Raw genomic sequence first — 22,178 nt, forward strand, 5'->3', positions numbered from 1 at the left:
GCGCCCACCCCCACCGCATCCAGCCCGCCGCCCGGCAGCGACAGCCGCTCCCACGACGCGTCCGCCAACCGGCCCAGCAGGGCCTCATCCTCCGCGGCGAGCCGGGCGAAGTTCGCCAGGTGAGGGAGGGTGCGAAACCCCGCCGCGCGGTCCAACGCGGGCAGCACATCGGTGCGCATGCGGGTGCGGAAGAGCGAGGGGTCGGCGTTCATCGGATCGCGCACGTAGTCCAGTCCCTCGGCGTGCAGGAAGGCGAGCACGTCGTCGCGCGAGCACGCGAGCAGGGGGCGGAGGAGCGTGGGCGCCTGGGCGTGGATGCCCCGCGCGCCCCGGAGCGCGGTGCCGCGCGCCAGCCGCATCAACAGGGTCTCCGCCTGATCGTTCAGCGTGTGGCCCGTGGCGATGGCCGCCAGGTCACGCTCCTGGCGCAGCACCTCCAGGGTCGCGTACCTCGCCTCGCGGGCCCGGGCCTCCACCCCCGCACCGGGTGACAGCGCGAGCGCGCGGACATGGCAGACCAGCCCCAGGCGCGCGGACAGGTTCGCCACGGAGGCCACCTCCTCCGAGGCGTCCGGCCTCAGGCCATGGTCGAACGTCGCCACCTCCACGCGCAGGCCCAGCGATTCCCGGACGCGGGCCGTGCCCACGAGGAGCGCGGTGGAGTCCGCGCCCCCGGAGACGGCCAGCAGCACCGAGCGCGACGCCAGGCCGTGCTCGGCATAGGAGCGGGCAAGCAGGGCGGCCAGCGGGGGGACTCCAGGAGATGCACGGGGCATGGAAGCGGTGAAGGAATGGGGGCGTGGGTGGCCGGGTTACAGATTCGCGGTGGCAGGAAGGTGTGGGAGACGGTTGGCATGATCCCCACAACCGGTGGTCGCAGGGCGGAAATAGAACGTCGCCCTGTGGATGTTGGTCGGACGTTCTGGACTTCATGGTGTTGGGCCTAGGGGTCCCCCCCCTCCCCCTCTGGGCCCACGGGGCCGCTTGGAGATTCGCTCCTGGCGGTCCCTCTTTCCGAGACGCCCCGGCTTCCTTCGTGGAGGCCGGGGCGTTTCCTTTTTTTCGTGCCACGCTTCTTTTGCGGCCGGGCGCTCCCGGGGGGCCACGCACTGTCGGAAGCGGAGCGTTCAGCACCCGCGTGCGCGCACGAGTGCTCCGAAACCGTTGACCCTTCAGGGAGTCTGTCGGATAACCGCTCCGGTGTGTTCAGGTCGTCACCTCGAATCCGCCCCGGAGACCCAGGTATGGCAGGCACCGACAAGCGCAAGCAGTCGCTGTACTTCCCCGAGGAGATGCTGAAGGAGATCCAGGAGGAGGCGAACAGGCAGGACCGTTCCCTCTCATGGGTGGTGCAGCAGGCCTGGAAGATCGCCCGCGAGCGCATCAAGTCATTCCCTGCCGTCAACGACGTCACTGGCGACGAACGCCAGGACCCTCGCGAGGAGTAACCCCGGCAATGGCCACCACGGATCATCGCAAGCAGTCGCTCTACTTCCCCGAGGAGATGCTGGAAGAGATCCAGCGCGAGGCGAACCGGCAGGACCGTTCCCTCTCGTGGATCGTCCAGCAGGCGTGGAAGGTGGCCCGCGCCGACATCCGTCGGATGCCCTCGATGAACGACGTGCTCGGCCCCCTGCCCCCGAGGCCGGTGGCCGCCGTGGCCCAGGCCCCCGCTGCCGCTCCCGCGGCGGTGGTGGCCAGCGCCCCGGCCTCCTCGGACGAGCCCTCCAAGACGTAAGCGGAAGGCCTTCGTCCCCTTGCCCCGGCCCTGAAGTCCCGTCCGCGCTGATGCGTCAGCGCGAGGCGGGTCTGGCGGGCCGGGCGCAGTTCTCGAAGACGACGCGCGGGGCTTCCTTCAGCGCCTGGACCGGGCTGGGGTACGTGTCCTTCATGTACGCCGCCGTGAGGTTGGTGTCCGTGCCTCCCAGCCTTCGCGCCTGCACCGGGTTGCGGTCCGGATCCTGGCCCGCGTTGCCCAGGATGCTGCCGTAGCCGTCGCCCCCCTCCAGTACGAACGCGGACATCGCCACGCGGTAGCGGATGGACGCGTCTTCACGCGCGGGCACGGACACCGTGCGGCCGCGCACGCGCAGCTCCTTCACGCGCTGGCCCGCGGGGCGGGCGCAGTCCACGCGCAGGGTGGTGCCGTCGGACACCTGGAGGAACGCGCCCGAGGGCGACACGATGGCCTGCCCTTCCATGGCCAGGGTCGCCACGGAGTGCTCGAACAGGGCGACGAGCTGCTTCTCCGTGAGGTCCACCGTCACGACGAGGTTCTCGAAGAGCATCACCTCGTGGAGCACGCCGTTGCTGAGCGGCCCGGTGCGCACGGACGTGCGGGTGACGCACAGCCCTTCGTCGCGCAGGGAGCCGCCGTTGATGATGCCCAGCTCGGTGGGCTTCGCCGCGCCGTCCTCGGCGTGGAGGAAGGCGTCCGCGGCCAGTTGCCCCAGCGCGTTGTTGTCGTGGCGGGTGAAGGTCTTGTCCAGGAAGACCTCCTCGCCCACGTAGCCGACGACGGCGTCGGGGTCGTCCACCAGCGGGGCACAGGAGTCGTTGTACGCAAGACATCCGGGCAGGAGGCTAAGCCCGGCGAGCGCGGCGGCGAGGAAGCGGCGGTCCATCAGTAGAAGGCCCTCAGGGTGAGGTAGCCGGACACGCCCTCGCGCGGCAGCAGTCCGGTGATGCGGTCCGGACGGGGCACGTCGTCGCGCAGGTCGTGGTCGAAGAGGTTCTGCGCGAAGAGCGTCACCTCGAAGTGCTCCAGGATGGGCTCGGAGCGCAGCTGCGCGGTGATGAGGCTGTAGGCGGGAATCTCGTAGCGACGGATGAGCTCCAGGGTGGAGCGGCTGTTGTTGCGGCGCTCGGCGCCGGAGCGCACCACCACGTCCAGGTTCACCCAGTCGCCCAGGGGCATGGACACGCCGGCGTTGAACCGGGCCTGGGGCACGTCGGTGAGCAGGCGGGACTGGCCGGGCAGCTCCAGGTCCTGCGCGCGCGACAGGCTGGCGTTGACCCACGCGGCGGCGCGCTTGGACGCCTCCAGCCGGGCCTCCGCCTCCACGCCGTACACGCGCACACCCAGCTCGCGGTTGCGCAGGGGGACGATGTTGCCACTCGTGTCCACCGGGGTGATGGGCGAGGAGAAGTTCTGCAGGAAGGCATTGCCGCGCACGCGCACGCGGGTGTCACCGGCGGCCTGGATGAGGTCCGCGCCCAGTTCGAAGGTGTCCACGGTGGCGGGCTGCAGCAGCGGGTTTCCCTCGAAGCGACCCTGGTTGTAGTCGGTGTCGGGGATGCGCTCGACCAGCTCCTGGGGCGTGGGCGGACGGAAGGCGCGGCCGTAGAGGGCCTTGAGCACGAGCGCGTCCGACGCGGCGATGACCAGGCCCACGCGCGGGTTGACGCGCACCACCGTCTTGCGGCCGTCCAGCGTCCCGGCCGCGTCCACGTTGGGAAGCTGGGTGGCGTCCACGCGCAGGCCGAAGGTGAGCGTCAGGCCGGAGAGCACCGTCCACTGGTCCTGCGCGGACACGCCCAGGTTGAGGCGGCGGGAGGCCGCGCCGTCCGCGAGTTCGGTCAGGTCCACGAGCCCTTCAGGGGCGGTGGGGCTGGGGCGCAGGCGGCCGTCGAGCGTGTAGTTCGTCGTGTACGCGTAGTTCGCCAGGGACTGCTGTTCGACGACGAAGCCCAGGGTGAGGTGGTTCTCCTTCGCGAGCGCGAGGTCCGCGTCCACCGACGCCGTCACGGTGCGCACGGTGACGCGCGTCTCCTCCTGGAGGCCGTCCGGGAAGCGTTGATCCGTGTCGTCGCCGGTGCGGAAGTCGGAAGGCGTGAGCTGGAAGCGGCGGTCGGTGGCCTGTTGATCGAAGCCCAGGCGGGCGCGGATCTGCCCCCCGTCGCCCAGGGGACGGTCCCAGGTGAGGTCGGCGAGCAGCACGTTCCAGGACAGCTCCGAGTCCTCGCCCACGGTGTCGAACAGGCCCACCAGGGCATCGCGCTTCTCGGTGAGGTAGCGCGCGGAGACGCCCACGCGGCCGGCGCTGTCCAGGCCGTAGGAGATGCCTCCGCCCGCGTTGACGAAGAAGCGCCCGTCGCGCGTGCGGCCCGCGGGGTCCTCGATGTTGCGCAGGCCCTGGTCCACGGACTCGGCGTCCAGCGCATCGTGGTCGATGACGAGGGAGTCACCGTCCTGGCTCCACAGGTCCACGTCCGCGAACAGGCGCAGGTCGCCGGTGGTGTGCGCGGCGGACAGGTGTCCGTCCGTGGCGAGCGCGAGCCGCCCGTCGTCACGGGGAACGCCTCCGGTGGTGACCGCGCCGCGCACGCCGTCCGCGTGATTGGTGACCAGGTTGACCACGCCCAGGAAGGCGCCAGCGCCGTAGATGGCGGAGCCGGGACCGCGGATGACCTCGATGCGCTCCAGGTTCTCCACCGGCAGGTTCATCAGCGCCTTGCCGTCGAAGAAGTTGTTGAGGCGGTGGCCATCCAGGAGGAAGAGCACCTCCGCGTCGTTGCGAAGGCCCCGGACGGCGGTGCGGTGGAAGCCCTGCACGTCGCGGCTGACGGACACGCCCGGCACCACGTCCAGCACGTCCGCCACCGTGCGGGCACCCAGCGCGATCATCTGCGAGCGGTTGAACGACGCGCCAATGGCCGGGACGGTGCGCACGGCCTCCTCCTGGAGGGTCGTCACCGCGAGCACGTCCTCCGCGCTGTAGAGCGCAAGGTCGTCGTCCATCGAGCTGCGGCCGGAGGTCCCGGGTTCGCGGGGGGCAGCGGAGGTGCCCGACCGGGAGGAGGTGCTCCCGCGCGAGTCGGGGGGAAGGTCCGCGTTGAGCGCGGCCATCTCGTCGTCTTGCGCGGGGCGTGAGGTGCGCGAAGAGGAACGGGAGTCCGTGCCGTCCGTGCGCGGAGAGGTCCGCGAATCCGCGCTGTCCGTACGGCCCGAAGCGCGTGCGTCCGAGCTGTCTGCTCGACCCGAGGAGCTGTCCGCGCGCCCGGAAGGACGCGAATCGGTCGCGTCCGTACGCGTACGGTTGTTTGTGGCACGTGGATCCGCGGCATCCGGGCGGGTCGAAGCGCGTGCGTCCGGGGCGGCAGTCCCCCGCGTCACCTCTGGAGATGGGGCCGTGCTCCCCCGTGATGTGGGAGCCGACGGCACCGTGCCCGTGCGGGACGACGTGCCTCGCGCATCGGCCGGCGCGGCGGCGTCCGCGTCGTCATCCCCACCGGAGGGCGGCGTGAAGGCATCGATGTTCGGCGCGGACCGTGGGGTGTCCCCTCGTGAGCCCGGCTTGGAGGGAGCCACTGCCACCGGAGCCGGAGGCTGCTCCCCCACCTTGACGCGTGCTGGCCGGAGCGCGGACATGAACAGGGGCGTGCGCGCCCCGTCCACCATCGCGGCCTCGACGTAGTACTCCACGCCGGGCGCCACCATGTGTTCGGCGGGGATCTCCGCGCGGTACAGGTCTCCGTACTGCCGCTCCATGGGGACCTGGATGTACGGCTCACCCGGGCCGCGATAGCGGACGAAGACCTCCAGCACCTTGCCTCCGTCCACCAGCGTCGCATCCAACTGGAGGGCCTGACGGGCCTCCGCGCGCGGCGGCGAGGCATGGAGCAGTGCGGGCTCCTGCGCGTGGACGGGGGCCGCGACGAACACCACGGCACAGAGGATGAGCGTGCGAGGAAGTGCGGTCAGCAAGATTGCCAACGATGGTCCGTTGCAGGGCCATTCGAGTCAAGCAAGCCACCCGCGCCCATCCCGCTGATTTTTTGCCGCCCCCAGAAGCGCGTGCGACGTTGCCTCCGCTCCATGCGCGCGTCGCTTGCCCTTCACCTCGCCCTCTTCCGCCGCCAACGCGCCCAGATTGCCCGGGTGGTGGAAGGCCGCACCGACGCGTTCCGTGCCTACGAGGCGCGCTACCGGCGTCGCACGAACACCTACCAGCGCGTCGTGCCCGTCACCCACGTGCACCAGCGCATCGCGGCCTCCGACCTCGTCTACGTCGGCGACTACCACACGCTGCCCCTGGCCCAGCAGACCTACCTGGAGCTGGCCGAACGCGCCCTCGCGTCCGGGCGTCGCGTCGTGCTGGCGCTCGAATGCGTGGAAGGTCGTCACCAGGCCGCACTGGACGCGTACCTCGCGGGACGGCTGCCGGAGCGCACGCTCCTGTCCCGGCTGGGCCATGGCCCCTCCACGGGCTTCGGCCCCGGCGCCGGAATCCGCGCGGTGCTCGGGTTCGCGAAGCGCCACAAGCTCGCCGTGGCGGCCATCGACCGGCGGGCCCAGGGAGAACGTTCGCTCGCGCTGCGCGACGCCTTCGCCGCCGAACGCATCGCCCGGGTGGCCCGCGCGGAGGATGTCCCGCTGGTGATGGTGCTGGTGGGCCAGTTCCACGCCGCCCCCTGTCACCTGCCTGCCCAGGTGGAGCGCGCCCTCGGGGACGACCACCCGCGCCGGGGGCTCGTCGTGTACCAGAACGCCGAAGGCCTCTGGTGGCGCCTCGCGCGTGAAGGTCGGCTGGGCTCCGCGGAGGCCGTGGAGCTGGCGGATGGCGCCCTGTGCCTGATGAACGCCTCGCCCGTCCTCTGCCAGCAGAGCTTCCTGGACTATCTGGAGGCCGAAGGCGACGACGCCCCGCTGATGGACCGCAGCGCCGCGGAGCGCTTCCGGGAGATGGCGGAGCTCATCGGCCGGCTCGCGGGCGTGCCGGTGGGCCGGGCGCTGGACTCCGTGGAGGTGACGACGGCGGCGGATGGCGACGTGCTCGCCCGCATCCGGCAGCGCGGCCGCTTCACCCAGGCGGAAGTGTCCCAGCTGCGCAAGCACATCCTGTCGCGCGAAAGTGGCTACATCCCCCGCGCGCGCACCGCCTACCTCGCGTCGCTGTCGCTCAACCACGCCGCTGAAGAGGCCGCCCACTTCGTGCGCCACTGCGCCGTGGGTGACGCCATGGATGCCCCGCGCGGCGCGTCCGAGGCCTTCTACGCGCGCTGCCTGGAAGAGGCGCTGGGCTTCTTCGGCTCCAAGCTCGTCAACCCGCGCCGCATCTGCCCGAACGTGTCGGAGTGGGCGAAGCGCTTTGGCGAGTCCCGGGGCCTGGAGCGGCAGATCGCCGCTTTCGTCCTGGCCCACAAGGCCACGGAAGGCGAAGCACCGGAGGAGGCCGTGAAGCTGCTGCCCCTGCGCCGCGACCGCCTGTTCCACGGCGTCAGCCATGCGCTCGGCTACCTGCTGGGCGACAGCCTCTACCGCGCCTTCGACTCCGGCCAGGTGGACACCTCCGACATCCGCGCCCTCTTCCGAGACCCGCTCGACGACCCCCGGGGCGCCTACTTCACCTGGGCCGAGCGGCTGCGCGGAGCCTGACCTTCCCCACTTCTCCTCTTCCTGCCGGGCCCCGCCCCTGCTTTGATTGATTCTAGAATCAATCCAAGGGGTGCGCCGCCATGAAGATGACCGAACGGGTGGAGAAGCTCGCCGAGCAGCGCCAGCGCAACGAGGGCATGGGTGGCCCCGAACGCGTCGAGCGCCAGCACGCCAAGGGGAAGCTGACCGCGCGCGAGCGCCTGAAGCTCCTCTTCGACGCCGGAACCTTCGAGGAGCTGGGCCTGCTCGCGGGGCATCACGGCAACCTCCCGGAGGAGGACGAGGGCCCACCCTCCCCCGCCGACGGCGTCATCACCGGCACGGGGGAGATCGACGGCCGTCCGGTGGCCGCCGCGATCTACGACTTCACCGTGTACGGGGGCTCCATCGGAGAGGTGGGCGAGCGCAAGGTGGCGCGGCTGCGCGACATCGCGCTGAAGAACCGCATCCCCATGGTGTGGCTGGTGGACTCGGCCGGCGCGCGGCTGGACGCGAGCGCGGGCATCGACCCCCGGCGCATCGCGAGCTTCGCGGACACCGGCTACCTGTTCCGCGAGCAGGTGGTGATGAGCGGCGTGATTCCGCAGGTCGCCGCGATGGTGGGCCCCGGCGCCGCCGGCACGGCCTACATCCCCGGCCTCGCGGACTTCCTCCCCATGGTGAAGGGCACCAGCTCGCTGGCCATTGGCGGGCCGTACCTGGTCGAGTCCACCGTGGGCGAGAAGGTCACGGAAGAGGAGCTGGGCGGCGCGAAGGTGCACAACGAGCTGTCCGGCGTCGCGGACGCGGAGTACCCGGACGACGCCACCTGCCTTGCCGCCGTGCGCGAATACCTGGGCTTCTTCCCGTCCCACTGCGAGGACAAGCCGCCGCGCAAGCCCACCAGCGATCCGTTCGACCGCCGCGACGAGGACCTGCTCAAGGTGGTGCCGGAGAGCCCGCGCCAGGCGTTCGACATGCACAAGGTCATCCTGTCGCTGGTGGATGACCGGAAGTTCTTCCCCATGAAGCCGCGCTGGGCGCGCAACCTCATCACGGGACTGGCGCGCATTGACGGCTACCCGCTGGGCATCGTCGCCAACAACTCCATGCAGTTGGGCGGCATCCTGGACGTGAACGCGGCGGACAAGGCGGCGCGCTTCATCAACCTGTGCGACGCCTTCAACATCCCCCTGCTCTTCCTGCAGGACGTGCCCGGCTTCATGGTGGGCACCAAGGTGGAGCAGCAGGGCATCATCCGCCACGGCGCGAAGATGATGTACGCGACCGCCAGCGCCACCGTGCCCAAGTTCACCGTCGTCGTGCGCAAGGGCTACGGCGCGGGCTACTACGTGATGAACGGCCGCGCCTTCGAACCGGACCTGCTCGTCGCGTGGCCGGGCGCGGAGATCGCCGTGATGGGTCCGGAGGGCATGGTGTCCATCGCCGCGCGCAAGGTGCTCCAGGCCGCGGAGAGCCCGGAGGCCGCCGCCGCGATGAAGAAGGAGCTGGCCGAAGGCCTGCGCCCGCACATCCGCATCGAGCGCACCGCCGCGATGGCCATGGTGGATGACGTGGTGGATCCGCGCGACACGCGCCGGCTGCTCGCCCGCGCGCTCAAGCGCACCGCGAACAAGCGCGTGGAGCGCCCCTTCCGCCGCCGGGAAATCTCTCCGGTGTGAAGCACCGCTCCCGTTCCGACGGCTGGCTCGGGGCCACCGTCGGACGGGAGGCTTCGGACTACGCCCGGTTGACGATCGTCTTGGGCGGCAGCTTGAGCACCTGGCCCACCTTGATGTGGTCCGGGTCCTTGAGCTGGTCCTTGTTGAGTTCGAAGATCTTCGGGTACAGCTTCGCGTCGCCGTAGATGTCGCGGGCCAGCTTGCCCAGCGTGTCGCCGGACTTCACGGTGTGGACGCCGTAGGGCTCCGCGTGGGTCACGGTCAGGTTGACCATGATCTCGTCGTTCCACTTCGGGTGCTTCGCCTTGATCTGATCCCACATGCGATCGCGGTCGAAGGCGTGCTCCACCGTGCCCTTGATAATGAGCTTGCCGCCTTCCTCACGGGTCTCGACCTTGGCGCCCACGTTCTTCGCCACGTCCAGCACGTCCTGGTAGTCGTTCTGCAAGGCCATCACGTCCTCCTGTCGGGTGTCCGTGGACGCACGCCGCGCGCCTGCGTCCACATGAGGCGCAGCACTCTAGGCACTCCCCACCCACACGCGACCGGGCCGGGGCGACAGGGATGGTCGAAGCTCAACAGTGCACACCGGCAGCTGTTCAGAGCACCACGCCCGGGTCCCCTGCGTCCTTCGGGGGCACCAGGGACTCCGGGGGCGCGAACGTGCCATCCGATCGCAGCTCCTTCAGGACCTCTTCGCGGCTCAGGCGCACCGCGCGGATGGTGCCGTCGGGCGACAGCGCGTAGATGCAGTCCTGATCCGTCACGCCCACGAACAGGCCGCCCAGCACGGGGTAGAGCATCACCAACGCCAGCTCCGTCTCCATCGGGCCCGGGAAGAGCACGTGCGCGTGCGCGGAGAAGGCGGGCCGCTCACCGTCGCCATCCGGCGCGATGGACACGGGGATGAGGCCCTGGTGCAGGGGCAGCTCCTGGAGCTTCTGCCGGCCGTCCTTGCTGAAGCGGAAGCGGAAGTCGCCGCCCAGCAGGTACAGGCTTGAATCGTCGAAGCCCTGGAGCACGTACACGGTGAGGGCGCCGTCCTCCTCCACCACGACGGGGTTGAGCTGCTTGCGGCCATGCACCTGGTAGACGCGCTCGCATGCGGCGCTCACGGCGCGCGCCACGGCCTCCATGCCCTCGGGCAGCGAGTCCACCGGGAAGTCCTCCATCTCGGAGGAGAACTCGATGGGCGCGCGGTACGCGTACGCGGGGACGAAGGTGTCCTGCGCATTGAAGCGCCCGAAGACGGTGTACCAGGCGTTGCCGCGCGGCACGGTGAAGAACCAGTTCATCCGCGCGCGGTCCAGATCCGTCCGCTTCAGCAGCAGGTCCGTGGCGCGGATGGCGCCCTGTTCGGAGGCGACGATGTAGCGGGCGCGCTTCTGCACGCGCAGCAGCTCTTCGTCCGCCACCAGCGTCACCGGCGTTTCCGCCTCTGTCGGGGGCGCGGCCTGCGCCTGCGCTCCTGGCGCCACGCCGGAATGCGAGCGGCAGCCAACGGTCAGGAGCACCACCGCGACGAGAAGACAGCGAACCATGGGGACTCCCGGCGACAGGGGGCCCGGTCAGTCTGCGCCAACCGGTCCCCCTCGTCACGCGCCCCCATCACCGCGGACCTCAGGCGCCCTGCTGCGTGGGCGCCAGCGCGGACTTGATCTTCTCCTTCAGCGCGCGGCGGCGCTCCTTGAACTGCGAGCGCTGGGCTTCGTCCACCTGACCGTTGGCGGCGGCGCGGGCGGCCTTCATCTCCTCGTGCAGCGCCTTGGCTTCGGCCTTGAAGCCGTCGGCCTGGGCCTGGGTGAGGCGCCCCTCGGCGACCTGCTTGTCCAGCCGGTGCTCCATGCGGCCGAACTTGTGGCCGCCACCGCCGTGCCTGCCACGGGCGCCCTTCTCGCACTGGCCGGACTTCTGGGGCGCGGACTCGGCGGACGGCGCCGTCTGGGCGAACACGGGCACGGCGAACAGCAGCGTGGCGACGGCGGTACCGCGAAGAATGGACTTCAGCGACATGGTGGTGGACTCCAGGTTCGGGTCGGAAGCGCGGCGGAAGGCAGCCGTGCAGGCCCGCTTTCCGTCGCGCTCTGACACCTGAAACCCCGGAGCTGGCGAAAGGTTAAATCGCGCTCCGGACGGCCGGGATTACTGGCAGTCCGACAGGGTGTAGGTGAAGTCCTTGCGCGGCGTCTGGCCCGGGTCCTGGTTGATGGCCGCGATGCTCAGCTCCGAGTACGACACCGTCTGCGTCCCGCCGATGACCATCTGCGTCTTCTGCACGCGCGTGGTGGACAGCACCACCTTGCCCGTCGTGCCGTTGGGCTCGATGCGGAAGCAGTTCAGGATGCGCGGATCCACCGTGGAGCGGTTGCACCGGGTGTACTGCCCCAGCACCACGCGCTGCTGGTACGTGCAGCGGCAGTCCCACGGGTCGTACGCCTCCGTCACCGTGGCCGCCTCGTAGCCCGTCGCCGTCTGCACGACCTCCAGGTACGAACCATCCTGCGGCTGCGTACAGCGCAGGAACGTGTCACCCACCGCGCCCTGCTCCACCTGCGCGAGTTCAGGCGCCACGGACACCTGCGCGCCCGCCTCGATGGCGTTCAGCGGATCGCGCGCGCCCGCGCCTTCACAGCCCAGACCGAGAACGGAAACGCCCGCGAGCAACAGCGCGGAGAGACGCAGGGACAGCTTCATGGGTGACTCCTAGAAAGGGGGGATGTCCGGAGAGACCCGGACTCCGCCCCTGTAGGCTTTTTCGGTTCCGGAGCGCAACGAACATCCGCGTCACGGACGCAGGGGTGGCTTCACCGCGCGCGTGGCCATGAACGTGGGCAGGAACGTGGAGAGCAGGTCCTTCTCCTCGAACTTGTCCTCGAAGAGGTGGGTGAGCACGAAGCCCGCGGCCAGTTGTCCGCCCAGCTGATCCTCCAGCGAGTGCCCCACGACCATGGGCTCGGCCTTGTCGGTGTAGCGGCGGCGCTCCTCGTCGGTGAGGCTGGTGAAGTCCGAGTACGGCATCGTGTACTTGAGCCGCATCACGCCCTGCTCTTCCTCGGCCGGATCGAAGAGGTAGCGGACCGGATTGCAGATGCCCGCCAGGAGCACGCCGCCGGGGCGCAGCACGCGGAAGGCCTCGCGCCACACCGGGAGGATGGCGTCCACGAAGCAGTTGGAGCACGGGTGGAAGATGAGGTCGAAGCTTCCGTCGCCGAAGGCGGACAGGTCCTTCATGTCGCCCTCCACGAGCTTCAGCGTCAGGCCCTCGCGCTCGGCCACCAGGCGGTCCTGCCCGAGCTGCGCGGGAGAGTTGTCGAACACGGTGACGTTCGCGCCCGCGGCCGCGAGCACCGGACACTGCTGACCGCCCGCGCTCGCGAGGCCCAGCACGTCCTTGCCGGCCAGGTCCCCGAACCACGCGCGGGGCACGGGCTTGGACGGCGTGAGCACCAGGCTCCAGTCGCCCTGGCGCGCGGCGGCGATGACCTCCGGGGACACCGGCAGGGTCCACTTGTTGCCCCGGCCCACTTCGCCGTTCCACGCCTCGCGGTTGTACGCCCGCACATCCACGTCAGTCTTCATGCAGCACCCTGCCTTCCATGCCCCCCGCCACGGTGACGACCTCTCCCGTCACGTGTCCGGAGATGCGGTCCGACGCGAGCGTCACCACCACCCGCGCCACGTCTTCTGGCTGCCCCACCTTGCGCAGCGGCATCGTCCGCGTGACGCGGCCGACGAACTTCGGGTCCCCCAGCTTGTCGCGGTTGCGGTCCACCGCCGTCCAGCCCGGACACACCACGTTGACGCGGCCCATGGGCGCGATGCGGTGCAGTTCGTTCTTCAGGCTCTTGACGAAGCCGCTCGCGAGCGCGCCCTTCGCCGCCGCGTAGTCCGCATGGCCCGCTTCGCCGAAGAGGCCCGCCGTGGAGCTGATGATGACGATGTTGCCCGTGCCGGTGGTCTCCACGTGGCGCAGGAACGCGCGGCAGCTCAGGAACACGCTGTCCAGGTTCTGCGCCAGCGTGCGGCGCCAGCGCTCCAGGGACATCTTCCACACCGGCTCATCCGGCGCGGGCCACACGCCCGTGTTGCACACCAGCACGTCCAGCCGGCCCAGGTCCTTCACCGCCGAGGGCACCAGCGCGTCCACGTCCGCCTCCACCGTCAGGTCCGCGCGCACCGACGTGCCCCCCACCTCGCGGGCCAGCGCGGCGGCCTTCTGCTCACTCCGGTGGTAGTGCACCGCCACCTTCGCGCCCTCGCCCGCGAACGCCCGCACCAGCGCCGAGCCGATGCCGCCCGCGCCCCCCGTCACCAGCACACCCTTGCCTTGCAGTTCCGTGTCCATCGCCGAGGACTCCTCGTGGGCTCCCGTCCAGGTCAGGAGCGATGCGCGGCATGATGCCCGAGCCGTCCGGGGCGGACAGCGGCGATGACGGGCAGGTGTCGGGGAAGGGCTGCGTGCCGGGCAGCGGGGACGAAGAGCGCTCCCCGTTCCTGACAGCGGCGGTTACACGGTGGGAATCCGGGCACGAATCCCGGCGATGAGCAGCTCCAGGCCAAAGTCGAAGCGGCGCTCGAAGTCGCGGTCCAGGATGGCGTCCATCGCGCCCGCCGCATGCGGGTAGCGCGCCGAGGCCCGCTCCCGCAGGGCCCCTGCACGCTCCTTCGTCTCCGCCTCCTGCGCGCTGAAGCCCTGCTCCTCGATGGTGAAGCCCAGCACGTAGTCGAGCACGGTGAACGCCGCCCAGCCCGCCTCGCGCGGCGCGAGCCCCGCCCGGCCCACCGAGCCGATGAGGGTGTCGCTGACGCGCAGCGTGTGCTCGGACACCACGAAGGTGCCGGCATAGACGCGGGCCCCGTCCCGGTGCTGGAGGAACGCGCGCCGGAGGTCCCCCGCGACGGAGCGCACCACCGACTCCCAGGGCGAGTCCGCCGTCACCGTGCGCGCCACGTCCTGGAGCAGCGTGTCCGCCATCGCGTCCAGCAGCGCCTGCTTGCCCGGGAAGTGCCAGTACAGCGACGGGGCCTGGATGGAGAGCGCCTTCGCCAGCACGCGCATCGTCAGGCCCTCCAGGCCGCCCTCATCCAGCAGCGTCCACGCCGCCGCCACCACCTGCTCCCGCTGGATTCGCATGCCCCGGTCGACCCTCGCTGACTTGACAAACTAACACCGTTAGTCGATCCCTAACAACGTTAGTTTGAGCCTTCGGGCAGGAGGTCGGCATGGCGGAAGTCCTTGAGGTCGCCGTGGTGGGAGGAGGTCCCACCGGGCTGATGGTGGCGTGCGAGCTGGCGCTGGCGGGCGTTCGGGTCCAGGTGTTCGAACGGCGCGCGGAGCCAGTGCGTGAGTCGCGCGCCCTGACGCTGCATCCGCGTTCGCTGGAGGTGCTGGCGCTGCGCGGGCTGGAAACACGGTTCCTGGAGCGGGGACGGCCGCTGCCCACCGGGCACTTCGCGATGTTGGACACGCGCCTGGACTTCAGCGTCCTGGACACGCGCTTCCCCTACACGCTGTTCATCCCGCAGGCCGTGACGGAGGCCCTGTTGGAGGCTCGGGCCCGGGAGCTGGGCGTGGCCGTGCGACGGGGCCACACCGTGGAGGCGTTGCGCCAGGACGCGGACGGGATGGAACTGGAGGGCGCGTCGGAAGCAGGCGCGTTCCGGGTGCGGGCGCGCTTCGTGGTGGGGGCGGACGGGGCCCGGAGCGCGGTGCGAAGGCTCACGGGCATCGCGTTCCCGGGGACGGACGTGACGCGCACGGCGGTGCTCGGAGACGTGACGCTGGGAGCGCCGCCGTCACAGCCCGCCATCGGTGTCACGAACACGCGAGGCGGGGTGATGGTGGTGCCCATGGCGCCGGGCATCCATCGCATCGTCGTCAATGATCCGCTCCGCGAACAGGTGCCGCTCCGCGAGCCCGTCACGCTCGACGAGCTGCGTGAGAGCGTCACGCGCATCGTCGGCACGGACTTCGGAATGAAGGATCCCCGGTGGCTGTCGCGCTTCGGCAACGAGACGCGGCTCGCGGACCGGTATCGCGACGGACGCGTGCTGCTCGCGGGAGACGCCGCGCACATCCATTTCCCGGCGGGAGGACAGGGGCTCAACGTGGGCCTGCAGGACGCGATGAACCTGGGGTGGAAGCTCGCGGCCGTGGTGAAGGAGGGCGCGCCGGACACGCTGCTGGACAGCTACTCGCGCGAGCGCCGACCCGTCGGGGATGCGCTCATCCGCAACACGCTGGCGCAGACCGCGCTCATCGGCGCCACGCAGGAGACCCTGGCCCTGCGCGCGTTGATGAGCGACCTGCTGCGGGCACCGAAGCTCAACCGGGAGTTCGCTGATTCCATCAGCGCGCTCGACGTGGGCTACGCGGCGCTGGAAGTCCCCGCACCCCAGGTGGACGCGCCGCTGTTGCCCGAATGGAGCGGGCGCCGGCTGAATGACCTGGCGCTGCGCAAGGACGATGGCACGGACGTGCCGCTCTACTCGGCCCTGCACCCGGGCCGGTGGGTGCTGCTGGAGCTGGGCGACGACTCCCGCGCCCTGCCCCGCTGGGAACCAGGCTGGCCGCCGAATGTCACGCACCTGCGCGCGCGGGCCCCCGCTGCACGCGCGGAGCTCAAGGACGTGGGCGGGATGCTGGTGCGGCCCGACGGTCACGTGGGCTGGGCGTGGGCGGCCTGAGCCCGACGAAAGAGACCACGACGGGCCGCATGAAGCTCTCGCGGAAACACGAAGGCCCGGGGCGTTCAGCGCACCCGGGCCGCTCGTTCACAGCGAACCGACTCAGCCCAGGCGCAACAACTGCCGGGCCTGCTCGGGGGTCGCGGGCTCACGGCCGTTGGCCCGGACTCGCTTCGCGGCCTCGGCCACCAGCTCATGGTTGCCCTTCGCGAGCACGCCCTTGGAGAGGTAGATGTTGTCCTCCAGGCCCACGCGCGCGTTGCCGCCGCGTTTCGCGGCTTCGTCCACGAACGGAAGCTGCTGACGCCCCACGCCCGCCACCGTCCAGGTGCAGCCCTCCGGCAGCGCGGCGATCATGAAGTCCAGCACCTCCGGCCGCGCCTGCAACGCTCCCGGCACGCCCAGCACGAAGTCGAAGTGTCCCGGCAGCTCCACCAGGCCCTCCTTCGCCAGGTAGCGCGCCTCGTCGATCATCCCCACGTCGAAGCACTCCAGCTCCGGCCGCAGGCCAATCGCACGGATGCGCTTCGCGATGTCGCGCACCAGCGGCCTCGGGTTCCAGAACACCTCTTCCCCGAAGTTCACCGTGCCCGTGGTGAGCGTGGCCATGTCCGGCCGGTCCGCGCCGGTGAGCGTGAGCGCGCCGCAGCGCTCGTCCACATCCATGCCCACCGCGCCGCCCGTGGACGTCTGGATGAGCACGTCGGTGCGCTTGCGGATGGCGCGGATGGCCGCGCGGAACAGCTCCGCGTCCTGGGACGGCTTGCCGTCCGCCGTGCGCACGTGCAGGTGCACCATCGCGGCGCCCGCCTCGCGGCACTTCGCCGCGTCCTCGGCGATCTCCTCCGCGGTGATGGGCAGGTACGGCGTCTGCTCACGCGTCGTCTCCGCGCCCACCATGGCCGCGGTGATCACCATGGGCGTGCTCATTTCTGCCCCCGCTGCTTGTCCTTGGGCACCACGCAGGTGCCCGTCGCGCGGCACACGACGATGGCCTCCGGCAGCACGTCCGCCGCGGAGTCGTTCACGTCCGGACGCGGACGGATGACCTTGCGCGCCTCGAAGCGCATCTTCCGCGACGAGTTGCCCATGCTGACGATCTCACCCTCGGCCTCGATGAAGTCGCCCGCGTACACCGGCGCCAGGAACTCCACGGCGTCGTAGGCGCGGAACAGGCCCTCATCCCCGTCGGAGCGGATGCACAGCTCCGTGGCCACGTCGCCGAACAGGCCGAGCATCCTCGCCCCGTCCACCAGGTTGCCGCCGTAGTGCGCGTCATGGCTGCCCATGCGCAGCCGCAGTACCGCCTTCACGCCAGTGCTCACGTGGGTTCCCCCTGGTAGTGGGAGTCCTGGGACTCCTTGCCCTCTTTCTTCAACACCGCGTGCACGATGTAATTCGCCACGTCGGACGGCTTCGTGCCCGCGCCGAAGCCCGCGTCGAAGCCCAGCTCCAGCGCCAGCTTGTGGTCCACGCGCGGACCGCCCAGCAGCAAGAGCGTCTTGCCGTGGATGCCCGCGGCCTTCGCCGCGTCGATGAACTGACGCGAGTTGTCCTTGTGCACGTCGCGCTGCGTGACGACCTGGGACACCAGGATGGCGTCCGCGTGCTTCGCCATGGAGCGCTTGATCAGGTCCTCGTTCGGCACCTGGCTGCCCAGGTTGAACGCCTCGAAGCCCGGGTAGCGCTCCAGGCCGTAGTCGCCCGCGTACCCCTTCATGTTCAGGATGGCGTCGATGCCCACCGTGTGCGTGTCCGTGCCGGTGCACGCGCCGAAGACGACGATGCGGCGGCCCACCTTCTCCTTGATGAGCGCGTTGAGGTCGTTGAACCCCATCTTGCGCACCACCACCTCCGGCACGTCGATCTCCGCGTAGTCCAGCGACACGGCGGAGCGCGCGTAGACGACGAAGAACGTGTACTGGTCCGCCGCGCGCTCGGCGGCCGCCACCTTCACGTCGGTGAAGCCCATCTGCTTCGTGAACTGGGCGGCGGCCTCCTTCGCCTTCTCCGACAGGGGCACCGGCAGCGTGAACGACAACTGCACCATGCCGTCGTCGCGCCGGTCGCCGTAGGGGCGGATGATCTGCTTGCTCGGCTTCACCATCGGCTTACTTTCCCTTGGGCGGGGTGAACGTCACGCTGGTGCCCACCTTCTCGGCCACCGTGGCGAAGCGCTCGCTCTTGCCCTGCTCCATGTAGAAGACCACCGACCACGTCGTCTTCCCGTTGCAGCCCACGTACGTCACCGTGTCCACGTTGCCGCTGCCGTCCGGCGCCGCGTCCGTGTCCGACTTCCAGGCCGCCGGCTGGCCGCCCACCTTCACCATCGTCCAGCTGGTGCCGCCGATGCTCGCGAGGATCTTCTGGCGGCAGACCTCCGCCTTCATGCCCGCGGTCTGCACCGTGCCCACGTCCACCAGGAAGTAGGCGTCCCCGGAAGGCGCCAGGAACTTCTCCGTGCCGTCCGCCGTGGAGCGCGTCCACGCCGCGGGGGCCTTGAGCGACACGTTCTTCACCGACACGTTGGTCAGCGCATCCGCGGAACCGCCCGCGGCCAACATCACAGTCAGCAGGGTACTGGCGATCATGACGCCTCCAGCATTTCAAGGAACGGGTTGAAGTAATCCGGAGCCTTCGGCACCACGCCGTCCAGGCCCTTGCCACCGGTCTCCTCGCGCTTGACGTCGCCGAAGCGGCCCTTGCCGATGGCGGCCACCATGCCCTCGGCATGGCACTCGCGCAGCAGCTGCTCCGCGTTGGCGAACACCTCGCGCGCCCGGTTCGCGATCTTCCCGTCCTCGCGGACGGTGAACTCCTCGTCGATTCCACGCGCCGCGCGGTGGATGTACGAGGCGGACTTGAGCGCCACGTACCGGTCCGCGAGCAGCGGCGTGTGCATGGCCTCCGTCATCATCCCCAACAGCTGGATGCCCTGCCGCGTCCAGATGGCCACCAGGTCCGCCATCACGTCGTACGCGTGGCTGAAGAAGATGTCCGTCTCCTTGTGCTTGGTGGGCGGCATGTACTTGAGCGGCGCGTCCGGGAAGCAGCGGCGCACCAGCATCGCCTGCGACAGCTCCAAGAGCAGCGTGTCGTCGCGGTACGGATCAATCTCGTACGAGTGGCCAATGCCCAGCTGCCAGTCCTTGAGGCCCGCGCGCTTGGCGAAGCACTCGTTGATGAACTGGCTGGCGATGACCGTGTGGGCCGCGTCGTACGCGTCCGCCGTGGTGATGTAGTTGTCCTCGCCGGTGTTGATGATGATGCCGGCCAGGGCGCAGATGCGGCGGCTGAAGTACTGGTCGATGAACGTGCGGCGCATGTTGATGTCGCGGAACAGGATTCCGTACATCGCGTCGTTGAGCAGCATGTCCAGCCGCTCGTAGGCCGCGCAGAAGGCGATCTCCGACATGCACAGGCCGGAGGAGTAGTTGGTGAGCTGGATGTAGCGCTTGAGCTTGCGGCTCTCGTCGTCCAGGGCCTCGCGCATCACGCGGAAGTTCTCCTGGGTGGCGTAGGTGCCGCCGTAGCCCTCCGTCGTCGCGCCGTGCGGCACGTAGTCCAGCAGCGACTGCGCCGTGGAGCGGATGACCGCGATGACGTCCGCGCCCGCCTGCGCCGCGGCCCGGGCCTGGTCCACGTCGTCGTAGATGTTGCCGGTGGCGACGATGACGTACTTGTGCGGCGCGGGTGACATGGGGAACTGCTCGCGAAGCGCGTTGCGCTGGGCGATGCGCGCCTTCAACTCCGCCATCGCCGCGCGGGCCTCCGAGCGCACCTCGTCGCGCAGGTTCGCCTCCATCTCCGGCGACAGCACGCCCATCTTGTCCGTGGGCAGCGCGGTGAGCCGCTCCACCGCTTCCAGCGGGCTCTTGGCGCCCAGTTGCAGCGCCCGGCCATACCAGTAGGCCGCGCCCCGGTTGAGCACGCCCGCGGCCTTCAGCTTGTCCACCATGAGGTTGGCGAGCGGTACGCCGCGCGCCCCCGCACCGGAGAGACCGAAGAAGCGCAGCACGGTGCGCTCGTTGGAGACGGTGGTGTTGTGTTGGATGAGGTCGAAGATCGGGTTGACGATCTCGTCCGCCAGCTTCCGCGCTTCAGCAATCCGCGCGTCGTCGATAAACGGGCCTGACATGCGCGCACCCTACCCGAGCCCCGCCCCAATGGGCTCAAGAACCCGGGCGCCCGCACCCCCGGTAACGATGCCGCAGCGCGCCTCTTGAATGGCGAGAAGCAGCACGCCTGCACCGCGGCTGACGAGAGGCGTCAATCCCCCCTTCGGACGCCTGTCGCGACCGGCACCGAATTTTCGGTGCCGGCTGGAACACCGCCAGGGCGGTGAAAAGACATACCGAAATCCCGGTGAAATCACCGAGGGGTCGGTGTCCGCCTCCACCACTTCGCGCCAAGCCCTTGAAGTTGCTGGGTGATTCCGCGCGGCATGGGACGTGCTGTGTCCAACAGCCGTGTCCCCCGTCACCCCTGGAGTTCCCTTGAACCGTCGCTCCCTGTTGCTCGCGGTCCTGCTGTCTGGCACCCCTGCCCTGGCGGCCGGCAATCCCCCTCCCATCACCACCGACTCCGGCGCCCCGCTGGGGACGAACCAGAGCTCCAAGACGGCCGGTCCCCGGGGCGGCGTCCTCCTGGAGGACTTCGCCCTCATCGAGAAGCTGGCGCGCTTCGACCGTGAGCGCATCCCGGAGCGCGTGGTGCACGCGCGCGGCGTGGGCGCGTACGGCTCGTTCGAGAGCTACGGGGACTTCTCGCAGCTGACGCGCGCGTCGGTGTTCTCCAAGAAGGGCAAGACGACGCCGATGTTCGTGCGCTTCTCCACGGTGATCCACCCCAGTGGTTCGCCGGAGACGCTGCGCGACCCGCGCGGCTTCGCGCTGAAGTTCTACACGGACGAGGGCAACTGGGACCTGGTCGGCAACAACCTGCCCATCTTCTTCATCCGCGACGCCATCAAGTTCCCGGACATGGTGCACTCGCTGAAGCCGTCGCCCATCACCAACCGGCAGGACCCGAACCGCTTCTTCGACTTCTTCAGCCACCAGCCCGAGTCCACGCACATGCTGACCCAGCTCTATTCGGACCTGGGCATCCCGGCGAACTACCGGCAGATGGACGGCAACGGCGTGCACGCCTTCAAGTTCGTCAACGCCAAGGGCGAGGTGAAGTACGTCAAGTTCAACTGGAAGTCGCAGCAGGGCGTGAAGGGCCTCACCGTGGAGGAGGCCACGAAGCTGGGCGGCGAGGACTTCTCCCACGCGACGCACGACCTCTACACCACCATCCAGCAGGGCAAGTTCCCCTCGTGGGAGCTGAGCGTGCAGGTGTTGGACCCCAAGGACCTGGACGGCTTCGCGTTTGATCCGCTGGACGCCACGAAGGAGTGGCCCAAGGACAAGCTGCCCCCGGTGAAGCTGGGCAAGTTCACGCTCAACAAGATGCCGGACAACTTCTTCGAGGAGACCGAGCAGTCCGCCTTCTCCCCGGGCGTGACGCCGCCGGGCATCGAGCCGTCCGAGGACCGGCTGCTCCAGGGCCGCCTCTTCTCCTACGCGGACACGCAGCGCTACCGCATTGGCGCCAACTACCTGCAGCTGGCCGTGAACCACGCGAAGTCGAACGTGAACAACAACAGCCAGGCCGGCGCGCTGAACGCGTCCAACACGAAGTCGGACGTGAACTACGAGCCCAGCATCACCAAGGAGACGCAGGACACGCCCGCGGCGCTGCTGTCCAGCTCCCCCCTGTCGGGCACCACGCAGCAGAAGGCCATCGACAAGACGGACAACTTCTCGCAGGCGGGCGCCTTCTACGCGGCGCTGGACGCGGGCGGCAAGGAGCGGCTGGTGAAGAACCTGGCCGGCGACCTGGGCCTCGTGCGTGACGCGAAGGTCAAGGCGCGCATGGTCGGCTTCTTCTACACGGCCAACCCGGACTACGGCACGCGCCTGGCCAAGGCCGTGAACGTGAAGCTGGACGACGCGAAGGCCGCCATCGCCCCGCTCGCCGCCTCGCGCGAGGGCGAAACCGACATCGTCACCGGGCTCGTGAAGGCCGGCACGCCGGTGGAGGCCCGTGACGCTCGGGGCTTCTCCCCCCTCATCCTCGCCGCCTACCACGGCCACACGCAGACGGTGAAGGCGCTGCTCGCCGCCGGGGCCGACGCCTGCGCGGGCGACAACCGGGGCAACACCGCCCTCATGGGCGCCGCCTTCAAGGGCTACGCGGACATCGTGAAGCTCCTGGCCGCCCAGCCCTGCGCCGTGGATCAGACCAACGGCCTGGGACAGACGGCCCTGATGTTCGCCGTCCTCTTCGGCCGCGACGAAGTCGCCGACCAGCTCCGCCACCAGGGCGCCTCCCCTGCCCTGCGCGATGCCAGCGGCCGCTCCGCCGAGGACTGGGCGCGCACCCAGGCGCCCGCCGCCCCCGTGGCC

21 protein-coding genes and 1 pseudogene are annotated in these 22,178 nt (G+C 69.9%); 7 read left to right on the forward strand and 15 right to left on the reverse strand.

The window, feature by feature from the left end:
* Positions 1-776: tRNA lysidine(34) synthetase TilS (gene tilS / locus D7X74_RS23035; protein ID WP_120535163.1), on the reverse strand; the 776-nt coding region annotated here is incomplete at its 3' end.
* 468 nt (positions 777-1,244) lie between these two features.
* On the opposite strand from tilS, the gene D7X74_RS23040 reads away from it, so the two are divergent.
* Together D7X74_RS23040 and D7X74_RS23045 are read left to right on the forward strand one after the other, a co-directional pair.
* Positions 1,245-1,448 carry a TIGR04563 family protein gene (locus D7X74_RS23040; protein WP_015350409.1) on the forward strand — a complete coding sequence of 68 codons (204 nt, stop codon included), beginning with the start codon at positions 1,245-1,247 and terminating at the stop codon, positions 1,446-1,448.
* 8 nt (positions 1,449-1,456) lie between these two features.
* Complete coding sequence (locus tag D7X74_RS23045; RefSeq protein WP_120535147.1) at positions 1,457-1,738, forward strand: TIGR04563 family protein; 282 nt, start codon at positions 1,457-1,459, stop codon at positions 1,736-1,738.
* Positions 1,739-1,793: 55 nt separating this feature from the next.
* Here the strand turns inward: D7X74_RS23045 and D7X74_RS23050 are convergent, their stop codons facing one another.
* Together D7X74_RS23050 and D7X74_RS23055 are read right to left on the reverse strand one after the other, a co-directional pair.
* On the reverse strand, positions 1,794-2,624 hold the full coding sequence (locus D7X74_RS23050) for a 5'-nucleotidase C-terminal domain-containing protein (RefSeq protein WP_120535148.1): 831 nt from the start codon (positions 2,622-2,624) through the stop codon (positions 1,794-1,796).
* On the reverse strand, positions 2,624-5,707 hold the full coding sequence (locus D7X74_RS23055) for a TonB-dependent receptor domain-containing protein (protein ID WP_120535149.1): 3,084 nt from the start codon (positions 5,705-5,707) through the stop codon (positions 2,624-2,626). Before D7X74_RS23055 ends, D7X74_RS23050 begins: the two co-directional genes overlap by 1 nt.
* A 111-nt stretch (positions 5,708-5,818) precedes the next feature.
* On the opposite strand from D7X74_RS23055, the gene D7X74_RS23060 reads away from it, so the two are divergent.
* Both D7X74_RS23060 and D7X74_RS23065 read left to right on the forward strand, forming a co-directional pair.
* Entirely contained in the window at positions 5,819-7,378 is a 1,560-nt protein-coding gene (locus D7X74_RS23060; protein ID WP_120535150.1) for a ChaN family lipoprotein, read from the forward strand.
* A gap of 80 nt (positions 7,379-7,458) precedes the next feature.
* A complete protein-coding gene (locus D7X74_RS23065) occupies positions 7,459-9,039 on the forward strand; it encodes an acyl-CoA carboxylase subunit beta (protein ID WP_120535151.1) in 1,581 nt (526 codons plus the stop codon).
* Positions 9,040-9,097: 58 nt separating this feature from the next.
* Here D7X74_RS23065 and D7X74_RS23070 read toward each other — a convergent pair whose 3' ends face one another.
* The 7 genes from D7X74_RS23070 to D7X74_RS23100 form a co-directional block, all read right to left on the reverse strand.
* Positions 9,098-9,493, reverse strand: coding sequence for a LysM peptidoglycan-binding domain-containing protein (locus D7X74_RS23070; RefSeq protein ID WP_120535164.1), 396 nt, complete (start codon positions 9,491-9,493; stop codon positions 9,098-9,100).
* Positions 9,494-9,638: 145 nt separating this feature from the next.
* The gene (locus tag D7X74_RS23075; protein WP_147446654.1) at positions 9,639-10,580 is read right to left on the reverse strand and encodes a hypothetical protein; all 942 of its coding nucleotides are present in this window, start codon (positions 10,578-10,580) and stop codon (positions 9,639-9,641) included.
* Positions 10,581-10,659: 79 nt separating this feature from the next.
* Positions 10,660-11,052 (reverse strand): hypothetical protein, encoded by a 393-nt coding sequence (locus tag D7X74_RS23080; RefSeq protein WP_120535153.1) that lies wholly within the window; start codon positions 11,050-11,052, stop codon positions 10,660-10,662.
* A gap of 129 nt (positions 11,053-11,181) precedes the next feature.
* Positions 11,182-11,733 carry a hypothetical protein gene (locus D7X74_RS23085; protein WP_120535154.1) on the reverse strand — a complete coding sequence of 184 codons (552 nt, stop codon included), beginning with the start codon at positions 11,731-11,733 and terminating at the stop codon, positions 11,182-11,184.
* A gap of 90 nt (positions 11,734-11,823) precedes the next feature.
* Positions 11,824-12,618 (reverse strand): class I SAM-dependent methyltransferase, encoded by a 795-nt coding sequence (locus D7X74_RS23090; RefSeq protein ID WP_120535155.1) that lies wholly within the window; start codon positions 12,616-12,618, stop codon positions 11,824-11,826.
* On the reverse strand, positions 12,608-13,384 hold the full coding sequence (locus tag D7X74_RS23095) for an SDR family NAD(P)-dependent oxidoreductase (RefSeq protein WP_120535156.1): 777 nt from the start codon (positions 13,382-13,384) through the stop codon (positions 12,608-12,610). Before D7X74_RS23095 ends, D7X74_RS23090 begins: the two co-directional genes overlap by 11 nt.
* 162 nt (positions 13,385-13,546) lie before the next feature.
* A complete protein-coding gene (locus D7X74_RS23100; protein ID WP_120535157.1) occupies positions 13,547-14,173 on the reverse strand; it encodes a TetR/AcrR family transcriptional regulator C-terminal domain-containing protein in 627 nt (208 codons plus the stop codon).
* Between the two features lie 89 nt (positions 14,174-14,262).
* Here D7X74_RS23100 and D7X74_RS23105 point away from each other — a divergent pair, with 89 nt between their 5' ends.
* Positions 14,263-15,726: an FAD-dependent monooxygenase gene (locus D7X74_RS23105; protein ID WP_120535158.1), complete on the forward strand. Its 1,464-nt coding sequence runs from the start codon at positions 14,263-14,265 to the stop codon at positions 15,724-15,726.
* A gap of 102 nt (positions 15,727-15,828) precedes the next feature.
* Here D7X74_RS23105 and D7X74_RS23110 read toward each other — a convergent pair whose 3' ends face one another.
* Genes D7X74_RS23110 through D7X74_RS23130 form a run of 5 tightly spaced genes read right to left on the reverse strand, consistent with a single transcriptional unit; the run spans position 15,829 to position 19,864 of the window.
* Entirely contained in the window at positions 15,829-16,656 is an 828-nt protein-coding gene (locus D7X74_RS23110) for a 3-keto-5-aminohexanoate cleavage protein (RefSeq protein WP_120535159.1), read from the reverse strand.
* Positions 16,653-17,051: a hotdog fold domain-containing protein gene (locus D7X74_RS23115; protein WP_199728875.1), complete on the reverse strand. Its 399-nt coding sequence runs from the start codon at positions 17,049-17,051 to the stop codon at positions 16,653-16,655. The genes D7X74_RS23110 and D7X74_RS23115 overlap by 4 nt, the downstream gene beginning before the upstream one ends.
* Positions 17,048-17,833 carry an OAM dimerization domain-containing protein gene (locus D7X74_RS23120; RefSeq protein ID WP_120535160.1) on the reverse strand — a complete coding sequence of 262 codons (786 nt, stop codon included), beginning with the start codon at positions 17,831-17,833 and terminating at the stop codon, positions 17,048-17,050. The genes D7X74_RS23115 and D7X74_RS23120 overlap by 4 nt, the downstream gene beginning before the upstream one ends.
* A gap of 4 nt (positions 17,834-17,837) precedes the next feature.
* Positions 17,838-18,317: a hypothetical protein gene (locus D7X74_RS23125; RefSeq protein WP_120535161.1), complete on the reverse strand. Its 480-nt coding sequence runs from the start codon at positions 18,315-18,317 to the stop codon at positions 17,838-17,840.
* Complete coding sequence (locus D7X74_RS23130) at positions 18,314-19,864, reverse strand: lysine 5,6-aminomutase subunit alpha (protein ID WP_120535162.1); 1,551 nt, start codon at positions 19,862-19,864, stop codon at positions 18,314-18,316. The genes D7X74_RS23125 and D7X74_RS23130 overlap by 4 nt, the downstream gene beginning before the upstream one ends.
* Positions 19,865-20,222: 358 nt before the next feature.
* On the opposite strand from D7X74_RS23130, the pseudogene D7X74_RS23135 reads away from it, so the two are divergent.
* Together D7X74_RS23135 and D7X74_RS45330 are read left to right on the forward strand one after the other, a co-directional pair.
* A pseudogene (locus D7X74_RS23135) lies at positions 20,223-21,752 on the forward strand (catalase); the annotation flags it as partial.
* Positions 21,735-22,178: ankyrin repeat domain-containing protein (locus D7X74_RS45330; RefSeq protein WP_370450798.1), on the forward strand; the 444-nt coding region annotated here is incomplete at its 3' end. The pseudogene D7X74_RS23135 and the gene D7X74_RS45330, both read left to right, overlap by 18 nt.

Source organism: Corallococcus sp. CA047B, from assembly GCF_003612065.1.
Classification (GTDB): domain Bacteria; phylum Myxococcota; class Myxococcia; order Myxococcales; family Myxococcaceae; genus Corallococcus; species Corallococcus praedator.